This window comes from Paenibacillus assamensis DSM 18201, assembly GCF_000422445.1.
GTDB classification, from domain to species: domain Bacteria; phylum Bacillota; class Bacilli; order Paenibacillales; family Paenibacillaceae; genus Paenibacillus_B; species Paenibacillus_B assamensis.
The window spans coordinates 596,454-618,809 of the sequence record NZ_AULU01000003.1; the positions used below are offsets into that span (position 1 = coordinate 596,454).

The 22,356-nt window shown below is 42.2% G+C and carries 19 protein-coding genes; 5 read left to right on the forward strand and 14 right to left on the reverse strand.

The window, feature by feature from the left end:
* From H580_RS0102580 to H580_RS0102590, 3 genes are all read right to left on the reverse strand, one after another.
* Positions 1 to 1,446: an SWIM zinc finger family protein gene (locus tag H580_RS0102580; protein WP_028593397.1), complete on the reverse strand. Its 1,446-nt coding sequence runs from the start codon at positions 1,444 to 1,446 to the stop codon at positions 1 to 3.
* A 290-nt stretch (positions 1,447 to 1,736) separates the two neighbouring features.
* A complete protein-coding gene (locus tag H580_RS0102585; protein ID WP_028593398.1) occupies positions 1,737 to 2,669 on the reverse strand; it encodes a manganese-dependent inorganic pyrophosphatase in 933 nt (310 codons plus the stop codon).
* Positions 2,670 to 2,829: 160 nt separating this feature from the next.
* Positions 2,830 to 3,549 (reverse strand): MOSC domain-containing protein, encoded by a 720-nt coding sequence (locus H580_RS0102590; protein WP_028593399.1) that lies wholly within the window; start codon positions 3,547 to 3,549, stop codon positions 2,830 to 2,832.
* Positions 3,550 to 3,749: 200 nt separating this feature from the next.
* Here H580_RS0102590 and H580_RS0102595 point away from each other — a divergent pair, with 200 nt between their 5' ends.
* A complete protein-coding gene (locus H580_RS0102595) occupies positions 3,750 to 4,154 on the forward strand; it encodes a hypothetical protein (RefSeq protein ID WP_028593400.1) in 405 nt (134 codons plus the stop codon).
* A gap of 63 nt (positions 4,155 to 4,217) precedes the next feature.
* Positions 4,218 to 4,520, forward strand: coding sequence for a hypothetical protein (locus tag H580_RS0102600; RefSeq protein WP_028593401.1), 303 nt, complete (start codon positions 4,218 to 4,220; stop codon positions 4,518 to 4,520).
* Here the strand turns inward: H580_RS0102600 and H580_RS0102605 are convergent.
* The gene (locus tag H580_RS0102605; RefSeq protein ID WP_028593402.1) at positions 4,517 to 5,149 is read right to left on the reverse strand and encodes an HAD hydrolase-like protein; all 633 of its coding nucleotides are present in this window, start codon (positions 5,147 to 5,149) and stop codon (positions 4,517 to 4,519) included. The two genes, H580_RS0102600 and H580_RS0102605, sit on opposite strands and share 4 nt — an antisense overlap.
* A gap of 166 nt (positions 5,150 to 5,315) precedes the next feature.
* Here H580_RS0102605 and H580_RS0102610 point away from each other — a divergent pair, with 166 nt between their 5' ends.
* Entirely contained in the window at positions 5,316 to 6,290 is a 975-nt protein-coding gene (locus H580_RS0102610) for an aldo/keto reductase (RefSeq protein WP_028593403.1), read from the forward strand.
* A 97-nt stretch (positions 6,291 to 6,387) separates the two neighbouring features.
* Here the strand turns inward: H580_RS0102610 and H580_RS0102615 are convergent, their stop codons facing one another.
* Entirely contained in the window at positions 6,388 to 7,167 is a 780-nt protein-coding gene (locus tag H580_RS0102615) for a thioesterase II family protein (protein WP_051217174.1), read from the reverse strand.
* 215 nt (positions 7,168 to 7,382) lie between these two features.
* A complete protein-coding gene (locus H580_RS26340) occupies positions 7,383 to 7,556 on the reverse strand; it encodes a hypothetical protein (RefSeq protein WP_169449340.1) in 174 nt (57 codons plus the stop codon).
* A 328-nt stretch (positions 7,557 to 7,884) separates the two neighbouring features.
* Here H580_RS26340 and H580_RS0102625 point away from each other — a divergent pair, with 328 nt between their 5' ends.
* A complete protein-coding gene (locus H580_RS0102625) occupies positions 7,885 to 8,880 on the forward strand; it encodes an aminoglycoside phosphotransferase family protein (protein WP_051217175.1) in 996 nt (331 codons plus the stop codon).
* 93 nt (positions 8,881 to 8,973) lie between these two features.
* Here H580_RS0102625 and H580_RS25325 read toward each other — a convergent pair whose 3' ends face one another.
* The 4 genes from H580_RS25325 to H580_RS0102645 form a co-directional block, all read right to left on the reverse strand.
* Positions 8,974 to 12,783: an S-layer homology domain-containing protein gene (locus H580_RS25325; RefSeq protein ID WP_051217176.1), complete on the reverse strand. Its 3,810-nt coding sequence runs from the start codon at positions 12,781 to 12,783 to the stop codon at positions 8,974 to 8,976.
* A 253-nt stretch (positions 12,784 to 13,036) separates the two neighbouring features.
* Positions 13,037 to 14,239, reverse strand: coding sequence for a response regulator (locus H580_RS0102635; protein WP_028593406.1), 1,203 nt, complete (start codon positions 14,237 to 14,239; stop codon positions 13,037 to 13,039).
* Complete coding sequence (locus H580_RS0102640; RefSeq protein ID WP_028593407.1) at positions 14,236 to 17,385, reverse strand: ATP-binding protein; 3,150 nt, start codon at positions 17,383 to 17,385, stop codon at positions 14,236 to 14,238. The genes H580_RS0102635 and H580_RS0102640 overlap by 4 nt, the downstream gene beginning before the upstream one ends.
* Positions 17,386 to 17,611: 226 nt before the next feature.
* The gene (locus tag H580_RS0102645) at positions 17,612 to 18,307 is read right to left on the reverse strand and encodes a hypothetical protein (protein ID WP_028593408.1); all 696 of its coding nucleotides are present in this window, start codon (positions 18,305 to 18,307) and stop codon (positions 17,612 to 17,614) included.
* Between the two features lie 197 nt (positions 18,308 to 18,504).
* On the opposite strand from H580_RS0102645, the gene H580_RS0102650 reads away from it, so the two are divergent.
* Entirely contained in the window at positions 18,505 to 19,389 is an 885-nt protein-coding gene (locus tag H580_RS0102650; protein WP_028593409.1) for a MerR family transcriptional regulator, read from the forward strand.
* A gap of 95 nt (positions 19,390 to 19,484) precedes the next feature.
* Here the strand turns inward: H580_RS0102650 and H580_RS0102655 are convergent, their stop codons facing one another.
* The 4 genes from H580_RS0102655 to H580_RS25330 form a co-directional block, all read right to left on the reverse strand.
* Positions 19,485 to 20,021, reverse strand: coding sequence for a sigma-70 family RNA polymerase sigma factor (locus H580_RS0102655; protein WP_028593410.1), 537 nt, complete (start codon positions 20,019 to 20,021; stop codon positions 19,485 to 19,487).
* A 185-nt stretch (positions 20,022 to 20,206) separates the two neighbouring features.
* Entirely contained in the window at positions 20,207 to 21,130 is a 924-nt protein-coding gene (locus tag H580_RS0102660) for an MBL fold metallo-hydrolase (protein ID WP_028593411.1), read from the reverse strand.
* The gene (locus tag H580_RS0102665; RefSeq protein ID WP_028593412.1) at positions 21,093 to 21,758 is read right to left on the reverse strand and encodes a hypothetical protein; all 666 of its coding nucleotides are present in this window, start codon (positions 21,756 to 21,758) and stop codon (positions 21,093 to 21,095) included. Before H580_RS0102665 ends, H580_RS0102660 begins: the two co-directional genes overlap by 38 nt.
* A 15-nt stretch (positions 21,759 to 21,773) precedes the next feature.
* A complete protein-coding gene (locus H580_RS25330) occupies positions 21,774 to 22,151 on the reverse strand; it encodes an alpha-helical endospore appendage domain-containing protein (protein WP_051217177.1) in 378 nt (125 codons plus the stop codon).
* Positions 22,152 to 22,356: the final 205 nt, after the last annotated feature.

The following is a 22,356-nucleotide window of genomic DNA, read 5'->3' on the forward strand; positions in this document are numbered from 1 at the left end:
TTAGTACAAAAGGCGGGTGATATCCGCACCTTTGATAATCGTTAACGGCTGTGCAACAAGACGTCCGGTATCCAAATGATGCTCAAACATAACGAGCATGGTTACATCATGCAGGTTCGCCTCCGATAGGTACGTCAGCAAAGACACCGTTTTATATCCGATAGGGGACAGATCATCCAGCAACAACCGATGCCCCACTTCATCCAAAATAACAAATTGACCTTGCTCCGTCTGACGCACTTCAACAACATGAAGCAGCATGACTGGATTACGATCACCGAGTGGATTTTTAAGCTGGTTTTTCACTAGCTTTATAGCATCCGCATAGGAACGATAAGCCTTCGCATGAACAGGCTCCAAATCTTGTGGAGCGAGCGGGCGTGAGGTCATTTTCTCCCATCGCACTCTTCGATTTATGTCACCTGGATAACGATAAAGCTCACTCACAAGCGCAACGTCGAAGAAGCTATCTTCCTCTTTTATGTATTTGCTAGCCTTATAGGGCCGATATTGGATAGTTCGATGAATCTCTCCACTTTCCTTATCCAGCCAATATCCTCGATCCATATATTCCTCTCGTCCCTGATCGACATAACCGGCAAAGGCAAGCTGAATAAGCTCCACCTGCTCGCTCATTAAGCCAAATTCCTTCAACTCTGCGAGCTGCCAAGCGTGCCCCAGCCATTCTTCAATCGTTGATTCGGGATCAAGCTTCAGCTCGGGATCATTCAGCTTGGCCGTCAAATGAACACGACCTTTTTTTATTAACGCATGAAGAAGTGTTAGCTGCTCCATGATAGATGTGTAGGCTGCTTCACGATTGTCTTCATCATCTAATAGGACTACTAAGCGACGCAGTTCCGACTGTGCCCCTGTCAAATAATAATTACCGAGCTGCTTCACATGCTCTTGAATCATCTTCAATGTTTTAGAATCAATCGTCCCCAAACCACCACGAATCAGTGAAAGTGTCAGCTTTTCCAACAGATCGAGTCCTTCTAGCTGCGCTTGAATTTTTTTCTTCAAGGCAGATTTATTCACCTTTTTCACCTTAGGCTTTGTATCTACCCCTGCAGCAACCTGCTCCGCCTTCTTTTGTTCGCGCATCTCTGCTTTTTCACGCTTTGCAGCAATATCCTCTGGCACATCTGCTTGTTCAAATGTTTCACCATTTACATAGGCATACAACAATCCCAATGTATGCTTACAAGGAAACTGTCTGCTTGGACACGAGCATCGCATCACCGGCATCTCCGGTTCTATAAAATCGGCAGAGCATGCATAATTGGACTTGCCACTGCCAGAGCATTCGCCAAATAACAACGTGCCGTCTTCCGATTTGTTTAGTTGAACGAAACTGCGCTTTTTGACGAGCCCCTGTGCATTTTTAATGGCCGAGGCATTTAATGCTAATGAATCGACATAGCCTTCCGTTAGTTCGATCACACAAATTCCCTCCTAATCCCTTCTATGTACAAAGTGGAACTGCGATCTACGCAAGCAACTCAGAATTTGAAGTAGAGGTTGAACCACTTATTTTTCAATATGAGCTATCGATAAACAATTCCATGTTTCTCCTTCTACATCGAACGTCTGTTTCCTTCCTATTTTTACAACTTTATATGTAAATATGAAAAAGGGCTGATTCCTGAATAGATCAGAAATCAGCCTTTTCCTTTGTAACATTTATGAAAATAAGCCGCTACATACACTACATGTAATTGGCTCTCTAACTACTAGAGACTATTGAACGCCTCAGTCAACACAGGGACGATTTGAGACTTACGGGATACAACACCTTTAAGAACCGCTTTGTTGTCATCCAATGTAACATTGTAAGCCTTCTCAACTGCGTGTGCAGCTTGTCCGACCGCAAGACCAACGGAATCATTGTTCAAAATGTCCGTAACGACGAACAAGAACAAGTCCAAGCCTTTGTCAGCAACGATTTTGTTAAGAACCGCTTCAACTTCTGCTTGGCGGCCCAATACATCGTTAACATCTACTGCATTTACTTGTGCGATTTCAACTTTAGCGCTGCCCATTGTGAACTCTTTGGAGTCAATAGATACAAGCTGCTCGATTGTTTTGTCGCTAAGGTCCGCACCAGCTTTCAACATGTCCAAACCATATTGCTCAGCATCTACACCAGCGATCGCTGCAAGCTCACGAGCTGCATCGATATCTTCTTGCGTGCAAGTTGGAGATTTGAACAAGAGAGAGTCGGAGATAATAGCGGATAGCATCAAACCAGCTACTTCTTTACGAACTACTACACCTTTCTCTTTGTAGATCTTCAACAAAATTGTCGCTGTGCAGCCAACTGGCTCAGCACGGTAGTACAATGGCGCAGCTGTTTCGAAGTTCGCGATACGGTGGTGGTCGATAACTTCCAACACTTGAACTTGATCGATATCGTTAGCGCTTTGTTGACGCTCATTGTGGTCTACCAAAATAACTTGCTTCGCTTCGCTAGCAACAGCCTCAACAAGACGAGGTGCTTCTACATTGAAATGTTTCAATGCGTAAGCTGTCTCACCGCTTACCTCACCAAGACGAATAGCTTCTACGTTCAAGCCCAATTCTTTTTTCAATTCAGCGTATGCGATAGCGGAGCAGATTGTGTCCGTGTCTGGGTTTTTGTGTCCGAAAACTAGAATTTTGTCCATTACTAAACTCCCTTTTTAGTCGATTTTAGCGATGTAAGTATACCTTAGATCTTTGTAGCCAATCAAGATTATACATGGAATTTTTGCTTATTCCTATACCTTTAGTAGGTTTTATTTTCCTGTAATAAGAACTTTCTCTCAAAATGAGTAAATCTCAGCTTTATCCATTGGATATATACAGTTTATCGCCTTCTTGAATACGCCCTTCCTTCTTAACGGAGGCATATACACCAAAGTTCATATTCATTTCTGCGTTTAATGTTTTTAATAGGGACGAATCACGTTCCAGTGTAACTGGATCGAGTGTAGTGATCGCGCAGCGAGAGCATTCTTCATCCACTTGCAATTGTACGTCCCCTACCGTAAGACGTTTACCAATCCACTCTATTTCCGATGCAACACCTTCCTCGACTGCAACAACGATGTTAGCCCGGAATCTGCGATGATCGACAGGCTTGCCCCATAAAGCTTCAAGCTTGCGCAAAGTCGCATCCGTTACAATAAGGATACTGGCCGCATCTACAGACATCAGCTGTGGATCAGTAGGATTCGGTGCTCGATAGCTTGTCATCGACATTTTTTTCTTTGAATAAGATTGAATCTCTTGCAGTAATGGTTCATCCCAGCCAAATGTCCTTCCATCTGGCCCAACGACGACAATACCGTCATCCACATGTTTGGCTTGGTAAGCAAGCATATTAGGAATTTGACGTGCGGTAAAGAAACTATTCCAGCCCTGCTTCGTCTCATCATAAAAGGCACAAAATCGATCTCCATACAAGCCATACGATTCGATACGACATGAATCCAAGCGCTCACCCGCAAATGATTTAACAGGATATCGGTTAATCTCGATAATTTTCCCAACAATAGTAGCCAAGTTCCCTTACTCCTCTCTGTACATACATGATGCTTAATCGACGTGGAACAGAACGCTCATCTACGTTACTTTACTAGCATAATCATTTCCCTACTGAATAAATAAAATGAATTCATGTAACTGAAATAGCTTACTTCTATTATATGGCTGTCGCGGATCTTCGTACAATGTAATATCACATACAAAGGAGAGATAGCAGTATGACTTATGAAACGATTGTTGAGCTCAAACCATTGCTACTTCGTATCTATCGGCTCATTAAAAGGTTGGAGGATTCAGAACAGAATGTAGATGAAAGCTTGCTGGAAAAAGAAATAAAGACGATTCTCGAGCAACAAGATAGAGAGACTTTAATTTTACTAAAGACCGTAACTCTAGTTGGGCGGCATGAACGCGGTTATGTCTATACGAATTATAAAAATGAAGATGGCTCTTCATTCGAACAAGCTATTAAAATAAAAATCTCCGATTGTCCTGAGCAATTGGTTCAGAAGTACGGGAAATATCTTATTTATGACAAAAAAGAAGACATCATTAATCTGTTAGTTAGAAAATGGATTCAGCCGTCCTTTATCGAAGGTATGCAAATTTTAAAACTCACGTAACATGGATTCGATCATTCGATATACCCGAATATTGAACCTATACGAGTACGAGGAGGAAACAAGTTGATTGTAGAAATTAATTTTACCCACCATTCCAATTATATGGAACTTCAAGATGGTCTACATATAAGTGCACGTGAGTTGCAGCGCGGATTTGATGATTTTATGACCGAACTCAAAGGAAATAACTTCTTCCAAGAATTTCATGTGTTTGTAGACCCCGAAGGTGATACCTATTCCCATTATGTAGGCGTGTTTGGAGCAGAACATTTCATAGCGTGGATAAATGTAGAGAAATACGGAGAACAAGTAGCTTGGTCAATCAGTAAACCTGAGCGTGAGCCAGATGAGATTATTTATTTTTAAGGCTCTGTGATATTTAAAACTAGTTGTTTTAACGATTCAGGGGAATGACAAATATGATCTGCGTCTTTTAGAAGCTTAGCGGAATCGTATCCCCATGTAACAGCGACCATTTTCACCCCAATTTTGTTACATGCCTGAACATCACGAAGTTCATCGCCAACATATCTAATATCCTGCAAATCTATATGATACTTCCGAGCCACATGCGCAATTGCATGATGCTTCCCAAATAAATTGGTGACGGAATGTACAAAATCAAAAACATGCAATTGATGCACTTCTAGAAATGGGCAAATAACATCCTGTCTATTAGAAGAGAGGAGTCCAAGCGAGTAGCCTTTCTGTTTTAAAAAATATAGTACAGAAATAATACCCTCAACTGGTTGAAGTTCGGCAGCTAATTTTCTATATTCTTTTTTGCCTTCAATTAGAAGAGCCGGCAATCTGTACATGGGGATATTCAAAACACGCATTCGATCAGGGATAGACATTTCTGACAAATCATCGATTTCATCACTATTCACTGTGCGTCCACCATATTTCACTGCTAGCTTATTCAAAACATAAATGGCTAGCTCCTTAGACTGGACGAGCGTTCCATCAAAGTCAAAAATCAAATACGGTTTCATATCTCTCCTCCTCTTCTCATAATTTTAGCATAAATTTACTTTTGGGTAATCATAGTTTGAATCTCACTCAACTCCGTAGTATCGTAAAAAAGTAAAGGAATTATATTTTCAACAGCATCTTGAGTTCAAACATATCCACGCGACACGCGATAAGGAGAGATTTCCGTTGCCAAACATCCCGTTACATCGCCGTAACATCCCTGCCAGTCAACTTGTACTAGGCTGCATGGGGCTCGGCGGAGCTTGGAATCACGACCCGATTACGAATGAGCATACAAAACAAGCGCATGCAGCAGTAGACGCAGCGCTATCGATTGGCATCAATATGTTCGATCATGCGGATATTTACACAAAAGGCAAAGCAGAGCAAGTATTCGGGCAAGTATTGAAAGAAAGCCCTTCTTTGAGAGAGCACATGATTATTCAGTCCAAATGCTGTATTCGCCCGAGCGAAGCACCTGGTATGCCTGGAAGATACGATGCGTCTGAGTCTCATATCACTACTAGCGTAGATGGAATATTGCAGCGCCTAGGGCTTGAGTATATCGATATTTTATTGCTGCACCGTCCAGATCCGTTGATGGATCCAGAGGAAGTGGCACTCACGCTCGATAGTCTTCATACAGCTGGCAAAGTGCGCTGGTTCGGTGTATCCAATATGAGCGCAGGACAAATTCGCTTGCTGCAAGCTTACAGCAAACAACCATTTATCGTGAACCAATTGGAGATGAGCCTAGCGAAGATTGGCTGGTTGAATCAAGGGGTACAGGTGAATACAGACACTGCTGCTCAAGACACCTTCCCAGAAGGCACACTTGAATTCTGCCGTCTCGAACATATTCAGTTGCAAGCATGGGCACCACTTGCTCAAGGCGTGTTCTCAGGCCGTAGTCTGGACGGACAGCCCGACAATATAATTGCTACAGCGAAGCTTGTACAGCAAATGGCTGCGGACAAAGGCACGACGCCGGAAGCCATCGTCTTGGCGTGGCTTATGTTCCATCCTGCCAACATTCAGCCTGTAATCGGCACGGTTAATCCCGACCGTATTCGCGCTTGTAAAGATGCAGGAAGTGTTGTGCTTACGAGAGAAGAATGGTACTCCTTGTACGTTAGCTCTCGTGGTGTGCCTCTGCCTTAATTTATAGTTTAAAATATTTTTATACTAAAATGGTGCTGCCCTCATTCGAATACCTGAAGGCAGCACCAGATTACATGCTGGAAGTCGTTATCCGTTATTACAACTTCACCACTTGCTCGTTCGCATAAGCCGGTTGGAGCTGTTGTTGAATCATTGAGGTAAGGCGATTCATACTGTGATGAATATAGAAATGCTCCCCTTCCATTAAGTTTAAGTCAAACCGACTGTCCGTCACCTCTCTCCACTGTGCAATCTCCTCCACAGAAACCAAAGGATCATTTGCTCCTGCAAAGGCAGTAATAGGAACGTTCAACCGTCCTTTATCCGTATAGCGATACGTCTCACACAACTCCAAATCTGCACGAATGATAGGTAGTGCTATGTTCATCAATTCTTCGTTATGTAATACCCATTCGGGCGTGCCATTCCACTTCTTTATCGTCTCTTTTAAGTGCTGATCACACAACTTATGACGTTCGGTCTGCTCTCTAGGCGTATGCGGACTACTTCGTGCAGAAACAAATAAATGCTCAGGTCGCAAACCATATTGCTCTTGCAAATGACGAGTCAACTCATAAGCAATTAAAGCTCCCATACTATGTCCAAAAAAAGCAAATGGCATTTCGCTTATTACCCGAAGCATCCCTTGTGCAATACATTTCACAAGTGTATCAATTTGAGTAATAGGTGGTTCCATTAATCGCGCACCCCTCCCCGGAAGGTGAACGGAAACAACCTCAACCTGCGTATCAAAAGCATCTGACCAACTCCGATACAAAGAGGGGCTACCACCTGCATATGGAAAGCAAATCAATCGGACCGCTGCGTTGCTTTTTCGAGTCGTGCGATACAACCATGGATTTCCCCAATGCGCCATGATTTTAATTTCCTTTCCATTTCTCAGTCTCTGTAATTCGAGATCTTACACGATTTACTGTTTTTTGTCATTGATAGATTTTGTCGAGCTATTTGCGAAAAAACAAATAAGCTAGCTATCGTACGAAGCGAATTTCGTCGATTGCTAGCTCTGTTAAATATAGTTGCACAAAAAAGCAGGGAAGGCTCAACCCACTCCTACCCTGCTCGCTCTATTTACAACGGATCTGCATGTTTCACCGCATGTTCCCAGCTAGGGAAGTAGAACAATGCACTTCTCATCAATTCGGGGTCACTTTGCTTCACTTGCTTTTTACTCACCGAACCGCCACTCGATACGCGTTGACGTATTCGGGCGATCACCTCGTCAGGCTGTAAGGAAATATCCATCAGACTCACCTCCTCCTGCACTTTGTTATTCCCAATTGTACCCATCGGATCATTAAGCTATACGAAATTTGTCCGATGTATACAAAAAGAACCGAGGTCATCTCAAGTGAAATCCACTTGAGATAACCCCGGTTCTAAGCTGGAAATAGCTATATATTAGCGGTTTTATTAACAAAAATTCAATTCAATTCCATTAATTGTTAAACAAACTCAAAAAAGACCTTATTCAACATCATATCTTAACGGAAAGAAATAGTCTATATTTTTACATTTCTTTTCTCTATAGTAAGGAGGCCGGCACAATTCAAAAGACGGAGTGTTGCTAACGATGATGGCCTACCAATGTCACCTTAAACCAGATGATCTACAAACACATATTAAGAACATTTTTGGCACGGATTATGTAGTCGATAATATTTTTAACATGCAAGGCGGTGCACAAAAGGCAGTCTATAAAGTGAACTGTACGAATCAATTTAGCTTTGTACTCTACGTTTGGGATCAAGCTATTAATTATTTTCAACAAGAAAGAGAAGAAGAGCAGCAGCGATCAGAGCCATACTGCGGCAGTCAATTATTTGCACAAAATTATAACTTCTTGCATCAGCTCAATGTTCGAATTCCTACTGTATACTATTTAAATCAAGACAAACTGCAATATCCATTCGACTTTGCGTTTGTTGAATATGTAGATGGCCAACCTTCAGATGCCTATTTCCAAGCTAATCATGATGTACAACATAAAATATTTACGAAAGCGAACGACATGCTTGCAGCCATTCATTCTAATCAAAGCAGTACGTACGGAAAATTAGACGAGCTTGGAAAGAACAACGAGCCTTGTCACCTATCGATCATGAAGAACGCACACAAGCAGCTTTCATTCGCTGCCCAATATGTAAACGATATAAGTGAACAGCAAGCACAACTATTGGATACTATTCACGAACTAGAATCGCGAATGAAACCGCGTCAGACGTACCATTTTATCCATGGCGAGCTTGGCCCTAACCATATCGTCATCGACAAGCAGCTTGAGCCATGCTTCATTGACATTGATGGTGCTATGTTTTCTGATCTTGAGTATGAACACAGCTTCATGGCGTTTCGCTTTGATGAACAATATCGCTATTTCAAAAATGATTCCTTGGATCGCAATCGAATGCTGTTCTATAAGCTGCATCATCATATTTCCTATACTGCAGGCGGTTTAAAGCTGCTGCAAAGAAACTTTCCCGATCGGCAGTTGGCTGAAAGCATCGTTTCATATAACTCCAAATGTGTGCTTGAATTTCTTGCAGGCACGGAACATATGACGTTCTAACCATTCCAAATAACAAACCCGCAAAGAGCCAGTGCCATTGGCTCTTTGCGGGTTCCTTTATTACTTATTTTGCAACAATAAAACGATAGCGCCTTACTTAGAAATTAATTTCTCACCTTTTGCAGGTACGACTTCAGCCGTATGTGATTGAGATGCTTCCTCGATATCACCATAAGCCCAATGCGTCGGTAACACATCACGCCATGTCGGCTTAGTAACTTCGAATAATGGACCACGTTCCAACAATCTGTTCACCAGCTTAACCGCTTCTGCTCTTGTTATCGAAGCATCAGGGCGGTAGCTGCCATCTTTGTATCCATGAGCCGCTCCTGCTTCTACAAGCGCAGTAATATGCTTCTCAGCCCAATGCCCTTGTACATCTTTAAAGCTGCTTGGCTTGTTAGACACGAGCTGTTTCCAACGAGCAGCAGTAGCTGCCATCTCTGCTCTCGTAAGTGGACGGTTCGGTTCGAATGACTCTTCACCAACCCCAATCATGATTCCTTTCGCACTTAACGATTGGATAGCCGCAAATGCCCAGTGGCCCGCTTGAACATCCTTGAAGCTAGATGTAGATGCTGACGTTGATGCCGCTTTACCCTCACTAAGCTTCCACAGCATAACAGCTAGTTCTGCACGAGTGATAGACTTCTCTGGGCGGAATGTGCCGTCCTTGAATCCTTTTATATACGGCTTATGCTGAACCGTCTTCACACCATGATTATCTTTATTGGAATCCTTGTCCTTATCTTTATCTGTTTCTTTCGTTCCTCCCGTTGTCGGAGGTATTATACCGCCTGTGGAACCACCGCCATTAGTTACCGCATCCATTTTCACAATTGTAAATGTACTGAACTTATGAATAACGATGGACATCCCGATCACGTTACCAGCAGCATCACGCTCGATAACGCCTTGCTTCAAATCTTTACTGCCGTCACTATGCTGAATATACACATACAAAGACTTCAGATAAGCAGCTTGTGCGACTGGATCAGTCGGTGCTTGCAGCTTGTCTAATGGGAATACAAGCTTTGTCTCACGATCCGAATAGTTCGTTTCAATAATCATCGGAGTTCCAACAAGCTTCACTCGCTTCGTTCCTGCAGTTTGTTTCACTACTGCGTCATTTATCGCTTGCTCATTCAATGCCTTCTTCTGTAACTCAGCACGAATCGGTACAAAACGGAAGAACAGGTCATTGCCATCTTGCATCAATTGATGCAGTGTTGCTTTATCTAATACAACATGTGCCCCAGCAGTCTCGATAACCAAATTTAATCCATTAGCTAGTGGAGAATATGCCGCGATCGGCACTTCTACTGCTACTTCATCTGCTGGATCATTTGGCAGATCCGCTGCGATAAGACGAATGGAAGAATGATTATTCGCTTGTGCCTTAACACGCGCGTATTCCGTTTTAGCTGGATCAACGACTACTTTATCAATTTTCGTACCATCAGACATCGTCTTGCGCGTAATAATGTTATTCTCTACGCTCTCAGCATCGTTTCCTGCTTGAATGGGTACCGTTCTAGAGCTATCTTCTTTCACAATTTGCAGCGAGCCCTTTTTCACAATAACGAGGAACGTACGTGTCGCTTTCACGCCATCTTTCTCAACAGTTGCGGTCATCCATACGGTTGTATCTTTATCTGGAGAAGGGGTAACTTCTCCTTTTTCGTTCAACACAGACGGGTCACTCGATGTCCACTTCACCGCTGTATTGTATTTGCCTTCTGTCGGCAATATTACATTTTTCGTTACACTTTCCCAGCTATCCCCTTTTGCATAGCCGATGGACAGTTCTTTTAATGCCTGAGCTACTTCGCTTTCCTTCGATTGTCGAGTCGCTTTAATGGTATATACCGTTTGAGTAAGTCCATCTTCAGCCGTCACAATTACCTTTAATTCGTTAATACCAACTTGCAATGGGAACGTATACCCACCCGTTAACGGATCATATGTCGCCCCAACTACCGAGATGTTGGCTTTTGGACTATATACAAGATCAGTAACCGACAATTGATCGGTTTCATGCCCCACGTTCACTTCGTATTCCGTTGTACCGCTAGAAAATGCAGGGCTAAGCGTACCCGGTGACACTGTTGTATGCAGCAGCTGTGCATTTCGGCTCGGCTGTTTGTTCACCTTTAGCGTATACGTTTTCTTCGTCGTGCCATCTGGTGCTGTGACTTCAACTTGTATGACATTGTCTCCCGTCTTCAACGGAATAAGGTCAGACGGTTGATTGCTGACTACTTTTACCCCATTTACTTGCAATGTAGAACGTGGATCGTAAACAGCTCCTGTCACCGTAATGCTGTATACATCTTCCGTTACGGATACAGCATAATCGGTAATATCTTTATCGAATGCAGGGCTTATTGTCCCTGGTGTTGTAAAAATGCTAAGAAGATCGGCGTTGTTACTTTCTGTCACAGCAAATTGTGTCGAACTGTGAATAGCACTCACGCCATCCACTTTTACTTTGATATAATAGTTAGCTAGATTCAATACATCTGTCACGGGTAATACTACGGTCGCCTTGTTATTCGTTACCGCTCCACTTCCTGTTATAGCAGGGGACAGCGACCGTTTATTTTCGTCTACCAATTCCACTTGTACAGCAGCACCGTCAAGAACATTTGCTGTTTGAATCTCAACAGGTATGTTAATCGCAGTGCCTACTGCTGCTTTATTAGGAACAGCTGTCACACTGGAGATGACAGGCAGTGCCGCATTAATCGTCGTAGTCGCGCTTCCGACATTGGTAATCGTTTGATCCTTTTGCGATGTTCCTGTCAACGTAATCGTATCTGTTCCAGCTGCCCCAGCGGGCACCTGTACTTCCACCGTTACCGTTTTGATTGCTCCATTACCAGGGACAGTAACACTAGTACCTTCAACAATGTTTACCTTCCATCCATTAGCTGATGTTGCATATAAGTCAAATACATCTGCATCCTTTTGGAAGTTTTGAAGCTTAAATGGATAGACCACTGTACTGTTTGGAGCAGTCGTTTGTGAAGGAGGCGCTATAATTTGCAAGGAGCCCGCAGTCGTCCACATTTCAGTAGATTGAACGACCCATTTTTCATTAGTGCCCAATGTTTGACGATCCCATTGCAACTGATAGCCGGCATCGGTATTTTCCGAATTTACCGAATTCGACAACTGCCCATTACTTGCCTCCGTATTGCCCTTTCTAAAGTCCCCGCCATAATATCGGTCAGCTGGAGATGTATTTTTACCTGCAAATCCCATCAATCCAAAGCGGGACATATCATCATTTTTCACATAAACCATGTTCAATATTGGGTCCCAATAGGACTTAGCACTATCTTCTCCGCCAAACATTGTATCTCCGCCATGAAACAGCTTCAAATTGCTATATGTTTTGGTGGCTGACTTATTTTCAACGGACCATTCTTTTTCCATGTATCTTTCATTTTCTGGATAATAGATCGTCTGCTTTAGTTCCAGCTCCCCAGAATCAAGCTGCCATGTTACTACGATTGTGTGTTCATCGGGCATGGTAATAATACCTTCGCCTAGCGGTACATTTTTCCCTGTTGATTGATTGCCAGCAAAATAAGGGGAGAATTGTCTCGTAACTGTACCTGATTCGGTATAAAACAGATTTGTCCCCCAAGCTTCATTGCCAAAGTATTGCCCTACATAGCCATTCCCTTGCCATAAGTAAGCAGCAAGTTCTCCATTATTTTTCACGGTAACTTTCAACGGCTCCTGCACACCATTGATGAGCTTCCCACCGATGTCGCGCTGCTGTGCAGCAGCTTCCACCTTCGTTGCAAAAGGTGCTAACACAATTGAACCGATCATGACTATAGCTAGCACAAATGCATATATACGTCTTGGATTATGCTTTTTTAATGCCAATTTTCATACCCCTTTGCCCTCATTATTTAGGTACATATACCTAATCCTTATGAAATATCATAGTAACAGCCACTGAACAAACGCTGAAAAATAAGTGTTCATTCGTTTTTTCTCGACAATTTTCCAACGTTACGGCCATATTTTTCATGAATATGAGAGTGTAAAGGTACCATAATATAAAAAGAACTGCCCACCTATTGGCAGACAGTTCTACATACATCTATTATTCGTTTTATATAAAAGGGCAACATCTTTACCAATTCATTTCATACTCTTCTTTGAGAAGCTTCGCAACATAATCATACCAATTAATAGGCAGCGATTCTCCCAACTCTCTCTCATACTGCTCCTTGTATTCTTGCACAAAACTTTTTGCTTTTGCTTTTTCCCCTACCTCGATATAACACTCGACCATTTGAAGCGCGTAATCTTCATTCCATGGCTCAAAATGGAGCAGCTTGCGTGCATAGGTGATGGCTTTCCGATAATCCCCTTGCTTCTTTTTTAAATGACTAACCGCATCTTCCATCAGCCATATATACCGCTCCCGCAGTTCTTCACGATGGACAGACATCCAAAGATTATCCAGCCCTTCACACCAATCACCGCGATACAACGACAATTTCTCTTCCCATTTCTCAATATCAGTTAGCAGAGATGGAAGATTCATAAGCTCATCCCTGTCATGCCATATATCTGTTAACACTAATCGATACATCCGATCACGAAACGAAACGTGAATATGCTCCTGCAGCTCTCTCTCCACTACAGCACGGCGGAGCTGATACACACACGTATGTACATATTGCTTCGCTTTATCAGGGTCAGAGTTAGGAAATACATCCGTAATAATCTGGTCTAGACTGACGGAATCCTTATACAGCAAATAAGCAAATAATTCTTCAACCTTAAGTGTACGCCACTTCACAAGGCCAGCATGAGATTGTATTGTCAAACGTCCCAGACTATAAATTCGGGGTGCATTCGTTTCCATTAATACTGCACTCGGAATGGATGATGGTTCAGAAGTGCACTGCTCATACACGCCCCCCACTGATGACGCTTGCTTATTTTCAGTGGTCGTTTTCCCCGACCGTCGACGATGAATGCGATTTAATGATAGCTGTAACCGCTCGGTCTTGACGGGCTTTAGTATATAATCAATCGCACTTAATTCGAACGCTTGGATCGCGTATTGATTATAAGCTGTTACGAATACGACTTCGATCATAGGCTTCTGCTCAAGGAGTTGCTCCGCAAACGCAAGCCCCGTAATCCCAGGCATTTGAATATCCAACAGCACGATATCCGGCTCATGTTGAAGTGCCCACTCCAGTGCTTGCTGCGCATGTGAGAATAAAGTGATTTCCCCTGCTAAAGGTTCTTCTTTTAACATATCTTCCATCTCACCTAACGCAGGCAGCTCATCATCTACGACTAGTATCCGATAGGTCATATGCTCCCCTTCTCTGCACGTATTTTCATCGTTATAACCGTACCTCCGCTTTCAAGGCGTCGAATGTCCAAATATGTTCCATACATACTTTTCAAACGGCCATTAATATTGGCGAGTCCGATTCCCTTCCGTTTACCGTCCATTGGCGGCGCAGCTACCGTTACATCCAACGTCATCTCGTCCAACGAAATTCCTACCCCATTATCCATTACAGATAATTCAATCCATTCCCCAACTTTACGAGAGGAAATGTTAACCGTTCCACCTTCTACTTTTTCCATAAGTCCGTGGCGAACTGCATTTTCCACAATCGGCTGTAACAATAATGGTGGCATATGAAAATCTGTCACATCCAAAGCGTACTCCACATTCAACCGATCACCGAAGCGTGCTTGTTCCAGCGATAAATAAGCCTTAATGAGTGCAACTTCTTCTGAAAAGGGAACCTCATCTACCTCATTATCAAAGTCAAAGCTCCCTCGCAAGAAATCACTTAGCGCATGCAATAGCCTTCTCGTTGCCTCAGAGTCACGTTTACTCATCCACGATATCGTATTAATCGAGTTGAACAAGAAATGTGGTTTAATTTGAGCACGCAGCATATCCCGCTCCGAATGAACTAACTGCACAGCTGTTTCTTTAAGCTGAATCAATGTTTTTACGCGCCCTTTTAAATCTGTCCAATCAAAAGGTTTGTGGATAAAATCATTAGCCCCTGCTTCAAACCCCGCCAAATTCATCTCCGTATTCGAGCCAGCTGTGGCCATCAATATTGGCAGCTCTAAGGAATGATATTGCTGACGAATTTCACGGCACAATTCAAATCCAGACATTTTCGGCATCATGACATCCATAATGCACAAGTTGAAGCGATTGCCATCTTGCAGCAGCTTCAGGGCAGCTTCGCCGCTCTTTGCTGATTCACATCTATACCCTTCCATCTCCAGCAAATTAATAAGTGCCTTCAAGCTGGCGTAACTGTCATCGACGAGTAAAATGCGAGCTTTGTGGTTCCGAACATCTATCGATGATATAGCAGCTCGTTCACTTGCTTGAGGCAATTGTATTGTAGCTGCCTGCTCTTGAACATGTGCGACTATATAAGATGAAAATTTATTTTCCGAATACGAATTACGTAAAAGTTCATCATGATCTACTACGTGCTGACTGAAATCAACAGCAGGAAGCATAAAGGTGAAGGTACTCCCTTTTCCAAGTATAGAATGAACGGAAATACGTCCCCCTTGGAGTTCAATTAATTGCTTCGTTATAGAGAGGCCAATGCCAATTCCCGTTGTATCGGTATATCCTTTTCGCTCCAACTGTTGGTATTCCATAAATATTCGCTCAAGTTGACTCGCTTCCATTCCAACACCTGTATCCGTTACCGCAATGGATACCCATCCTTCCTGATGGACAGACGACACGGTAATCGATCCAGACGGCGTATGTTTTAGTGCATTATCAAGCAAATTGTATAAACTCTGAAGAATTCGATTCTCATCCGCAATAACATAATGCTTCCCAGGCTCAACGTGATTGCGCAATTCTACTTCATCATTATGGTTCAAGCGATTAAATATATCTAACACAACCGAAACCAATCGATAAATATCAACCGGCTCAGTATGCAGTCGAATTCTGCCGTTTTTCACTTGCTCATGATCCAAAATATCTTTCACCAGATAGCTCAATCGCTGCGCAGTGCCATTTACAAGGCGCACATCCGACTGCTGCGCTGCATTTAATTGACCACCTGAACCACGGATCATCGATTGACTAATATTAATAATCGCATTCAGCGGGGACTTCAGTTCATGAGAAGTACGAACTAAAAATTGTTCCTGATCTTTCATCTGCCTTGCCAACTGCTCAGACAATTGCTTGCTGCGATTAAAGGCAGTCGTAAATCGGCTGGAGAAGAACAACCCTTGTGACAGCACGAAAATAGGGACACCGATGGGCAGCATGTACGTAAACGTTCCGACCCACATCACTTTAAAGGCCATCAATAAAATAACCTGCAAAGCGGCCAACATACTAACAAGCATATACATCGAGCCAGCTAATTTATGCTGGACAACCCTCACAGATACAACCACCATATAAACAATAACAACGTTAAGAACCAGTAATAACAAATAGGTGAATCTAGAAAAAAAGCTCATCGGCGTAAATAGCGCTACCAATGTGATGAGCAGCGTTAACCAGCCTATTACTTTAGCAATCTTAACCGATGCATGCGGTTGAAATTGATAACAAATATGAGCGGTGAAAAAATATCCCGCGCAAGCCCCAGAAATGAGCTGGATTTTCACATTCACTTCAAACGATAAATACGGTAGAAATTCCAACAGTACTTTTTCACCATGTGAAGCCACATAAAAGGCACTAAAAAAACAAAACAACGGGTAAAAGATGCCTGCTTTCCCTTCACGCCTATGGAAACTTTCTCCCGATAAGTAAATGGCCATAAATAACAGGCAGACAATAATGGCTACATCCACATAGCCCCTGCGCTTTTCCAACGCCTGTATAGCTTCTGGTGTACCAATATAAATCGGCTCAGAAACACCTTGGTTCGCATAAAAATCAAAGTTGGATGCTTGCAGTACCAGCTCAACTTCCCCTTGATCTGTGGAAAAATAACTATTATACGGGCGGTTATCCGGCGTTGAAGTATCCGAACTGCTGCCTACTTGCCCTGTGGAGCCAATCAGCTCACCGTCGGCATAAAGCCTGCTTGCCGTCTTTACATTGGTTACCCTTATCGCATAATCTCGATGGTTCGATGGCAGCTTGAGCTTTATACGATAGGTCGCAACATAGACGTCATCATTGAGAAATGGTATCCATCCTTGAGGATTCCATTGATGAGGGAGCCTAACAAAGGCAGCAAGTTCAGGCTTAACTTGCTCATACATGAGCAAGTTAGCAGGGATATACTCCCACAATCCATCAATCGGGATCGCTCCTTCGTCCTCCATGCTGCATAATGAGAAATTCATAATTCTCTGCTCGCTCACCGCACATTTTTCAGTACGAATATCCATTAACGGCACTACAAATAAGACGAACAATAGCATAATCCATAAACATAGGATGGCTGCTGGTATACGGCGTAGTTTGTTCCAGACGGATGTCATAAGATGTGAGGCTCCCATTCTTCTAGACAGTAATATGATGTACTTCTGGAATAATACTACTGCTTACAAGAATTGTTGTACAAGCAAAAAATACGGATGTATATATTTACGCCCACTAAGAAAATGGAAAATTATATATTGATTGCCCCTTGATCAAGTAGAAACCACCTACATCGAGCAAAGAAAACGACAAAGCACGATTTGCTTTATCGTTTCCTGATCACAATCACTTTGGAAGGGAAGCTACTAGCGTACCGGGTGAAATTTCTAGACTATATTCGAACGGGACTCCCTTATGTGGATATTTCGAAGCAGGAGTTGGCCAGTGAACCTCAGCACTAGGCTTACCTGAACCATGCGATGTAGGTGGCGTAGAGTTATTTATCGTACAAGTAATCCAGTTATTAGAGGAGTCTCTGTATTGGAAATCGCTGCAAATAACAGGGCTATGGGTTGTTGCCCAGTCTGGCAATGGGTCTGGGACACGCCCAGCAGGGAAGTTCTGGTCACACGCTCCAACAACAAGCCGCACACTCGTTAGTGTGCTGTATGTGCCAGGAAATGATTTTACAATAGCGCCATTCACAATGTAGTCCAACGCTGTTTTATCTGCACTAATAGATAATTCAATCGGTACAACCTGGCCTGGCCGAAAGCTCCACGTATCATCCCCACCGCTTCCAGTACGTGCCCACGTATAGAACCAATGCCACTTATCTCCTTGATGCTTAAAGCTTGTCGAGATTCCACATTCAACATGATGCCCTGAGCCATCTGCCGACAAATAAAAGTTGATAAATCCATTGCCATTTCTACCTTTCATAGAAGCTTCGGCTGGAATCGTCATCGTTGTTTTTACACCCGTAACTCCATTTACAGGTGTGTACCATCTTGCCAATTTCGCATATTCCGTTGCACTCATACAAACACTCCTTTATTGGATAATTGATAGAAAACTCCGAATCCTATACGAAAGTGAAAAGTATGACGCGAATAACAACCCTCAACAAAAATATTTATAATAAATATTCTCATCAATTACAACGATAAGGTATTCTGAAAGTAAACACATACGATACAAGCAACTCTATTCACACTTTATCGAAAGGGGGCCCATCCATGTATTCGATCGGTAAATTTTCAGAACTATGCCATGTTCCTATTAAAACAATTCGCTACTATAGCGATATTGGCTTACTCAAGCCCTCATACATTGATCCGGTGACTAACTACCGGTATTACGACTATGACAGTATTCAAACTTTGAACAAGATTACCATTTTAAAAAGCTGTCAGTTGTCTTTAGCAGAAATACAACAAATGATAACGAATGCCGATCCATCCGAATGGATGAGCATCTTGAGCCAGCAACTAGACAGACTAGAAGAACAGAAACAACAAATCAACTGTCGAATCGAAGAAATTCATCAATTAACAATTCAAATCAAACAAGAGCACGCCTTTATTCCGGGGCCTACTTTGTCCACTTGTTATTTAGAAAATAGAGAAGAGCAAACCGTGTATACGATCCGTAAAAAAATAAAGATGACCTTTATCGATCATCTCGTTAAACAATTATTCCAACGCATATATGCGTTTCAACTTGAAACTGAAGGCAAATTAATGGCCGTATTCCATGAACGAGAGGATAATAAAAAAGAAGCCGACGTAGAGCTGCTCATTCCCGTGAAGCTGATGAATGATTCGGATAAATTAGACGACTTCAAAATACTGGCCCGCGGAACATACGCGTGCATCACCGTTGAAGGCCCTTACTCCGAACTGGGGTCAGGTTATATCATGCTATTAAAGTATATCGATGAACAAAAGCTCATTCAGACGGGCCCTCCAATGGAGATTTACGAGCAAGGATTGCTCCCTGCTAGTATTGAAGCTCAAAATGCTAAGGATATTAAGCCAGATGTAACACGACATCCATCCGAATTTTTCACGAAAATAGTTGTCCCCGTTATAACAGAAGACCTAAGCGTGTTACATATATAGAAGCGGAAAATGTGTAACTTTCGGTGGGAGTAATGAGGGGAGTCTCCCACCCTTATTTTTCCTACACAGTATGGAATTGACTTATTAACTTTAATTTAATAGCCTCCTGAGACATCTCCTCGTTTCAATCGTTTCCGCAGCTTTCCCAACCCACGATACAGGATCGTTTTCGTAGAGCCCAACGGAAGCCTTAATTCATCCGATATCGCTTGAATCGTATACCCTTGATAATATTTCAATTGAATTACCTTTTTCTCATTTATATCTAACTCATCTAACATTTGCTGTAAAGTTAAAGCAAGTGGTACATCCTCAGCTGACACGCTCGCACTATTTTGCTCCGTGTATTCAGGCGGGAATAGTATAATCTTTTTCCGCTGCTGCAATAGGTGAATGGATTGATTAATAGCAATCTTTGTCATCCATGACTTTACATATCGCGGCTCTCGCAAGCTGCCAATTGACTTATAAGATTGATACGCGGTCTCCTGAACAATATCTAAGGCATCATCTTTATTTTTCACATACGTATAGACAACTCGAAAAATAGTTCCCTCATACTGTTGAAATATTTCTAAAAATGCCTTGCTATTACCCTTTTGTGCCTGTTTCACGAGCTTATGTATATCCATGTCACATCGGTTTCTCCCTTCCCTCTTACATGTATTAGATCACAATTGGAGGAATATGGATTTACAATTTGTTAAGTTTTATGAAAAACCACTTCAAATTAAATGATAAAATTTACATAAGTCTATCGATACACAAAAAAACGCCGATAAGCATCGACGCTGTGTATATTACATATGTAAGCAGCTCAAATCGTGCGAGAAACCACATTAGACTGCTTTATAACTAATTGTCCCTTCTCTACAAAGCAATTGATTTTGTTCGTGCGCTTTAACTCGTTTAATAAAGCTCGGACAATTGAGCTAATGGCCATATAAGCCGTACTATTATCCTCTATTTCATAATGGAGGAGTACTTCTTTTACGATCTGCTCATAGGTCATCGCATGTGCACGAATGATAGCTTCAACATCTTGCAAACATTGCTCTAACCTTTCGAAATGATCATGAACCAATTCCGATATATCGGTACAATACCCCCCGTGGTTAAACACATAAGATGAAACAGCGGATGCAGATAACTTGTTAAAAGTTGCTCTCGCACTTTTAATATCATTGTAGTACAGCAGTTTCTGACGCATTAGCGTCTGTTTTCCAAACAAAGCATCACTGCCATATAACACGTTGTCTGGTGTAATTACGCCTATCATATCTGGACTATGGCCAGGTAATGTTACAATGGTAAACGCAGCCCCATCAATGTGAATGGCTCTGTCTTCATACGGAATCATGTCTGTTACAACAACTTGATGTTTCACTTTCTCCTCCTCTACCAAGAGGGTTTCAGCAGCACCATAGGAGTGGCCGAGCCAAGGATATTGAATAAATGGAGCAGACAACTCTGAGCTATAAACACGTATATCGGGATAGGTTTCTTGAAAATAATAGTTTCCACCGTATTGCTGAACATGTGCATGCGTGTTAATGATGGCACTCACACTGTATCCCATATTTCTTAGTAAACGATCCAGAGCTTTAGCAATTCCAGCATTCGGCCCGCTATCTATTAATACAGCAGTGCGATTCGCTTCATTTAAATAAACCCCTACTGATAATTTTCCAGACAAATAATAGCTAGAACCTATCGCTTGCAGCAGTTCTAATTTGAGCATCTGCCTGCCCGCCCCTTTCCTTATCCATAGCCATATGATTTAACTTCTTTATAGAGGTCCATGAACCAATCTTGGACATGACTACATTATCAGCCAATATGGGGAGTGAATGATTACCTCGCTGACGTTCCAACTTGCTTGTATCTGCACAAGCTGTTAACTCTTTCGCACAAGAAATCTCTGTTATGGAATCCACTTCTGAATCTAGCATTTGATTGTGATCCGTAAAGGCGCCGATAATGAATTCATCATCGTGTGACAACTTATTTGAATAATAGCTTTGAAGCCCGTATAACTGCGTCATCACTTGTGCACCGAGCATTGCATTTTCGAAGGGCCATTGTTGGAGCCGTCTAATCGTACGATGAAGTTCAGCTAGAAATTTTTCTGCATCGTCACTGCGTCCTTCATCCTTATCCCTTCTATTACTAGTTGTCTCCGAATAAATGAGATCACTCCAGCTCACGCATTTATGAATATCCACTCCAATGCTAACTATCTTCGCGATATCATAATCCACAAGTCGCTGATCCCTATTTTCCATATGCATACGCTTTTGCTGAAGAGCCTGTATCAGATGAAAAATCGCAAACAATAACGAAACAGCCGATTTCGTTCTTACTTGCATTACGAATCACCTCTACTAATAATCAAATCCGCGATCATCCTGATAAAAGTGTGCAATTTCTTCACTATCATCAGCAACAATTATCGATGTACAGGAAGAAGTACCGCTTTCATAAGGAATCAAAGGAAGGATCGCAGTCCATTTTTTACACAATTGCCATTCTGTCATGTAAACAGATTCAAGAACCTGAATAAGAGACTGATTAAATTGGATGATTTCCTTCGCAGTTGGATGACTAGGAAAATCTCGATTTCTTCCCACAAACGCTAGCACTTTATCTGTCTCTATTTGCATGAAATTGGCTAGAACCTTTTCTTCAGAAACAAGCAATGCTAACAATTGAGCAACACTATGACTTTCGGCAGAAACATTGCCTTTGGATAAGGTCTTCATCGCTCCTTCTCCCTTCGTTCTTACCTACTCTATTTATATGATTACGCAACTACCAAATATTACTTATCTGCTAGCAAATTTCTATGAAACTACCCTTTTCGAACTCCTGTTTATCTGTTTCTACTAATAAATGCACTCTATCTCATCACTAAACCCATTTAAAGCATTGCAGACGAATTTTGATAGCCAGATTGAATCCCCCTAC

Bases quoted from the DNA above. Each gene is read 5' to 3' on its own strand.
- H580_RS0102585 (WP_028593398.1), bottom strand. From the start codon at position 2,669: ATGGACAAAATTCTAGTTTTCGGACACAAAAACCCAGACACGGACACA.
- H580_RS0102595 (WP_028593400.1), top strand. From the start codon at position 3,750: ATGACTTATGAAACGATTGTTGAGCTCAAACCATTGCTACTTCGTATC.
- H580_RS0102605 (WP_028593402.1), bottom strand. From the start codon at position 5,149: ATGAAACCGTATTTGATTTTTGACTTTGATGGAACGCTCGTCCAGTCT.
- H580_RS0102615 (WP_051217174.1), bottom strand. From the start codon at position 7,167: ATGGCGCATTGGGGAAATCCATGGTTGTATCGCACGACTCGAAAAAGC.
- H580_RS26340 (WP_169449340.1), bottom strand. From the start codon at position 7,556: ATGGATATTTCCTTACAGCCTGACGAGGTGATCGCCCGAATACGTCAA.
- H580_RS0102625 (WP_051217175.1), top strand. From the start codon at position 7,885: ATGATGGCCTACCAATGTCACCTTAAACCAGATGATCTACAAACACAT.
- H580_RS0102635 (WP_028593406.1), bottom strand. From the start codon at position 14,239: ATGACCTATCGGATACTAGTCGTAGATGATGAGCTGCCTGCGTTAGGT.
- H580_RS0102640 (WP_028593407.1), bottom strand. From the start codon at position 17,385: ATGACATCCGTCTGGAACAAACTACGCCGTATACCAGCAGCCATCCTA.
- H580_RS0102645 (WP_028593408.1), bottom strand. From the start codon at position 18,307: ATGAGTGCAACGGAATATGCGAAATTGGCAAGATGGTACACACCTGTA.
- H580_RS0102650 (WP_028593409.1), top strand. From the start codon at position 18,505: ATGTATTCGATCGGTAAATTTTCAGAACTATGCCATGTTCCTATTAAA.
- H580_RS0102655 (WP_028593410.1), bottom strand. From the start codon at position 20,021: ATGGATATACATAAGCTCGTGAAACAGGCACAAAAGGGTAATAGCAAG.
- H580_RS0102660 (WP_028593411.1), bottom strand. From the start codon at position 21,130: ATGCTCAAATTAGAACTGCTGCAAGCGATAGGTTCTAGCTATTATTTG.
- H580_RS0102665 (WP_028593412.1), bottom strand. From the start codon at position 21,758: ATGCAAGTAAGAACGAAATCGGCTGTTTCGTTATTGTTTGCGATTTTT.
- H580_RS25330 (WP_051217177.1), bottom strand. From the start codon at position 22,151: ATGAAGACCTTATCCAAAGGCAATGTTTCTGCCGAAAGTCATAGTGTT.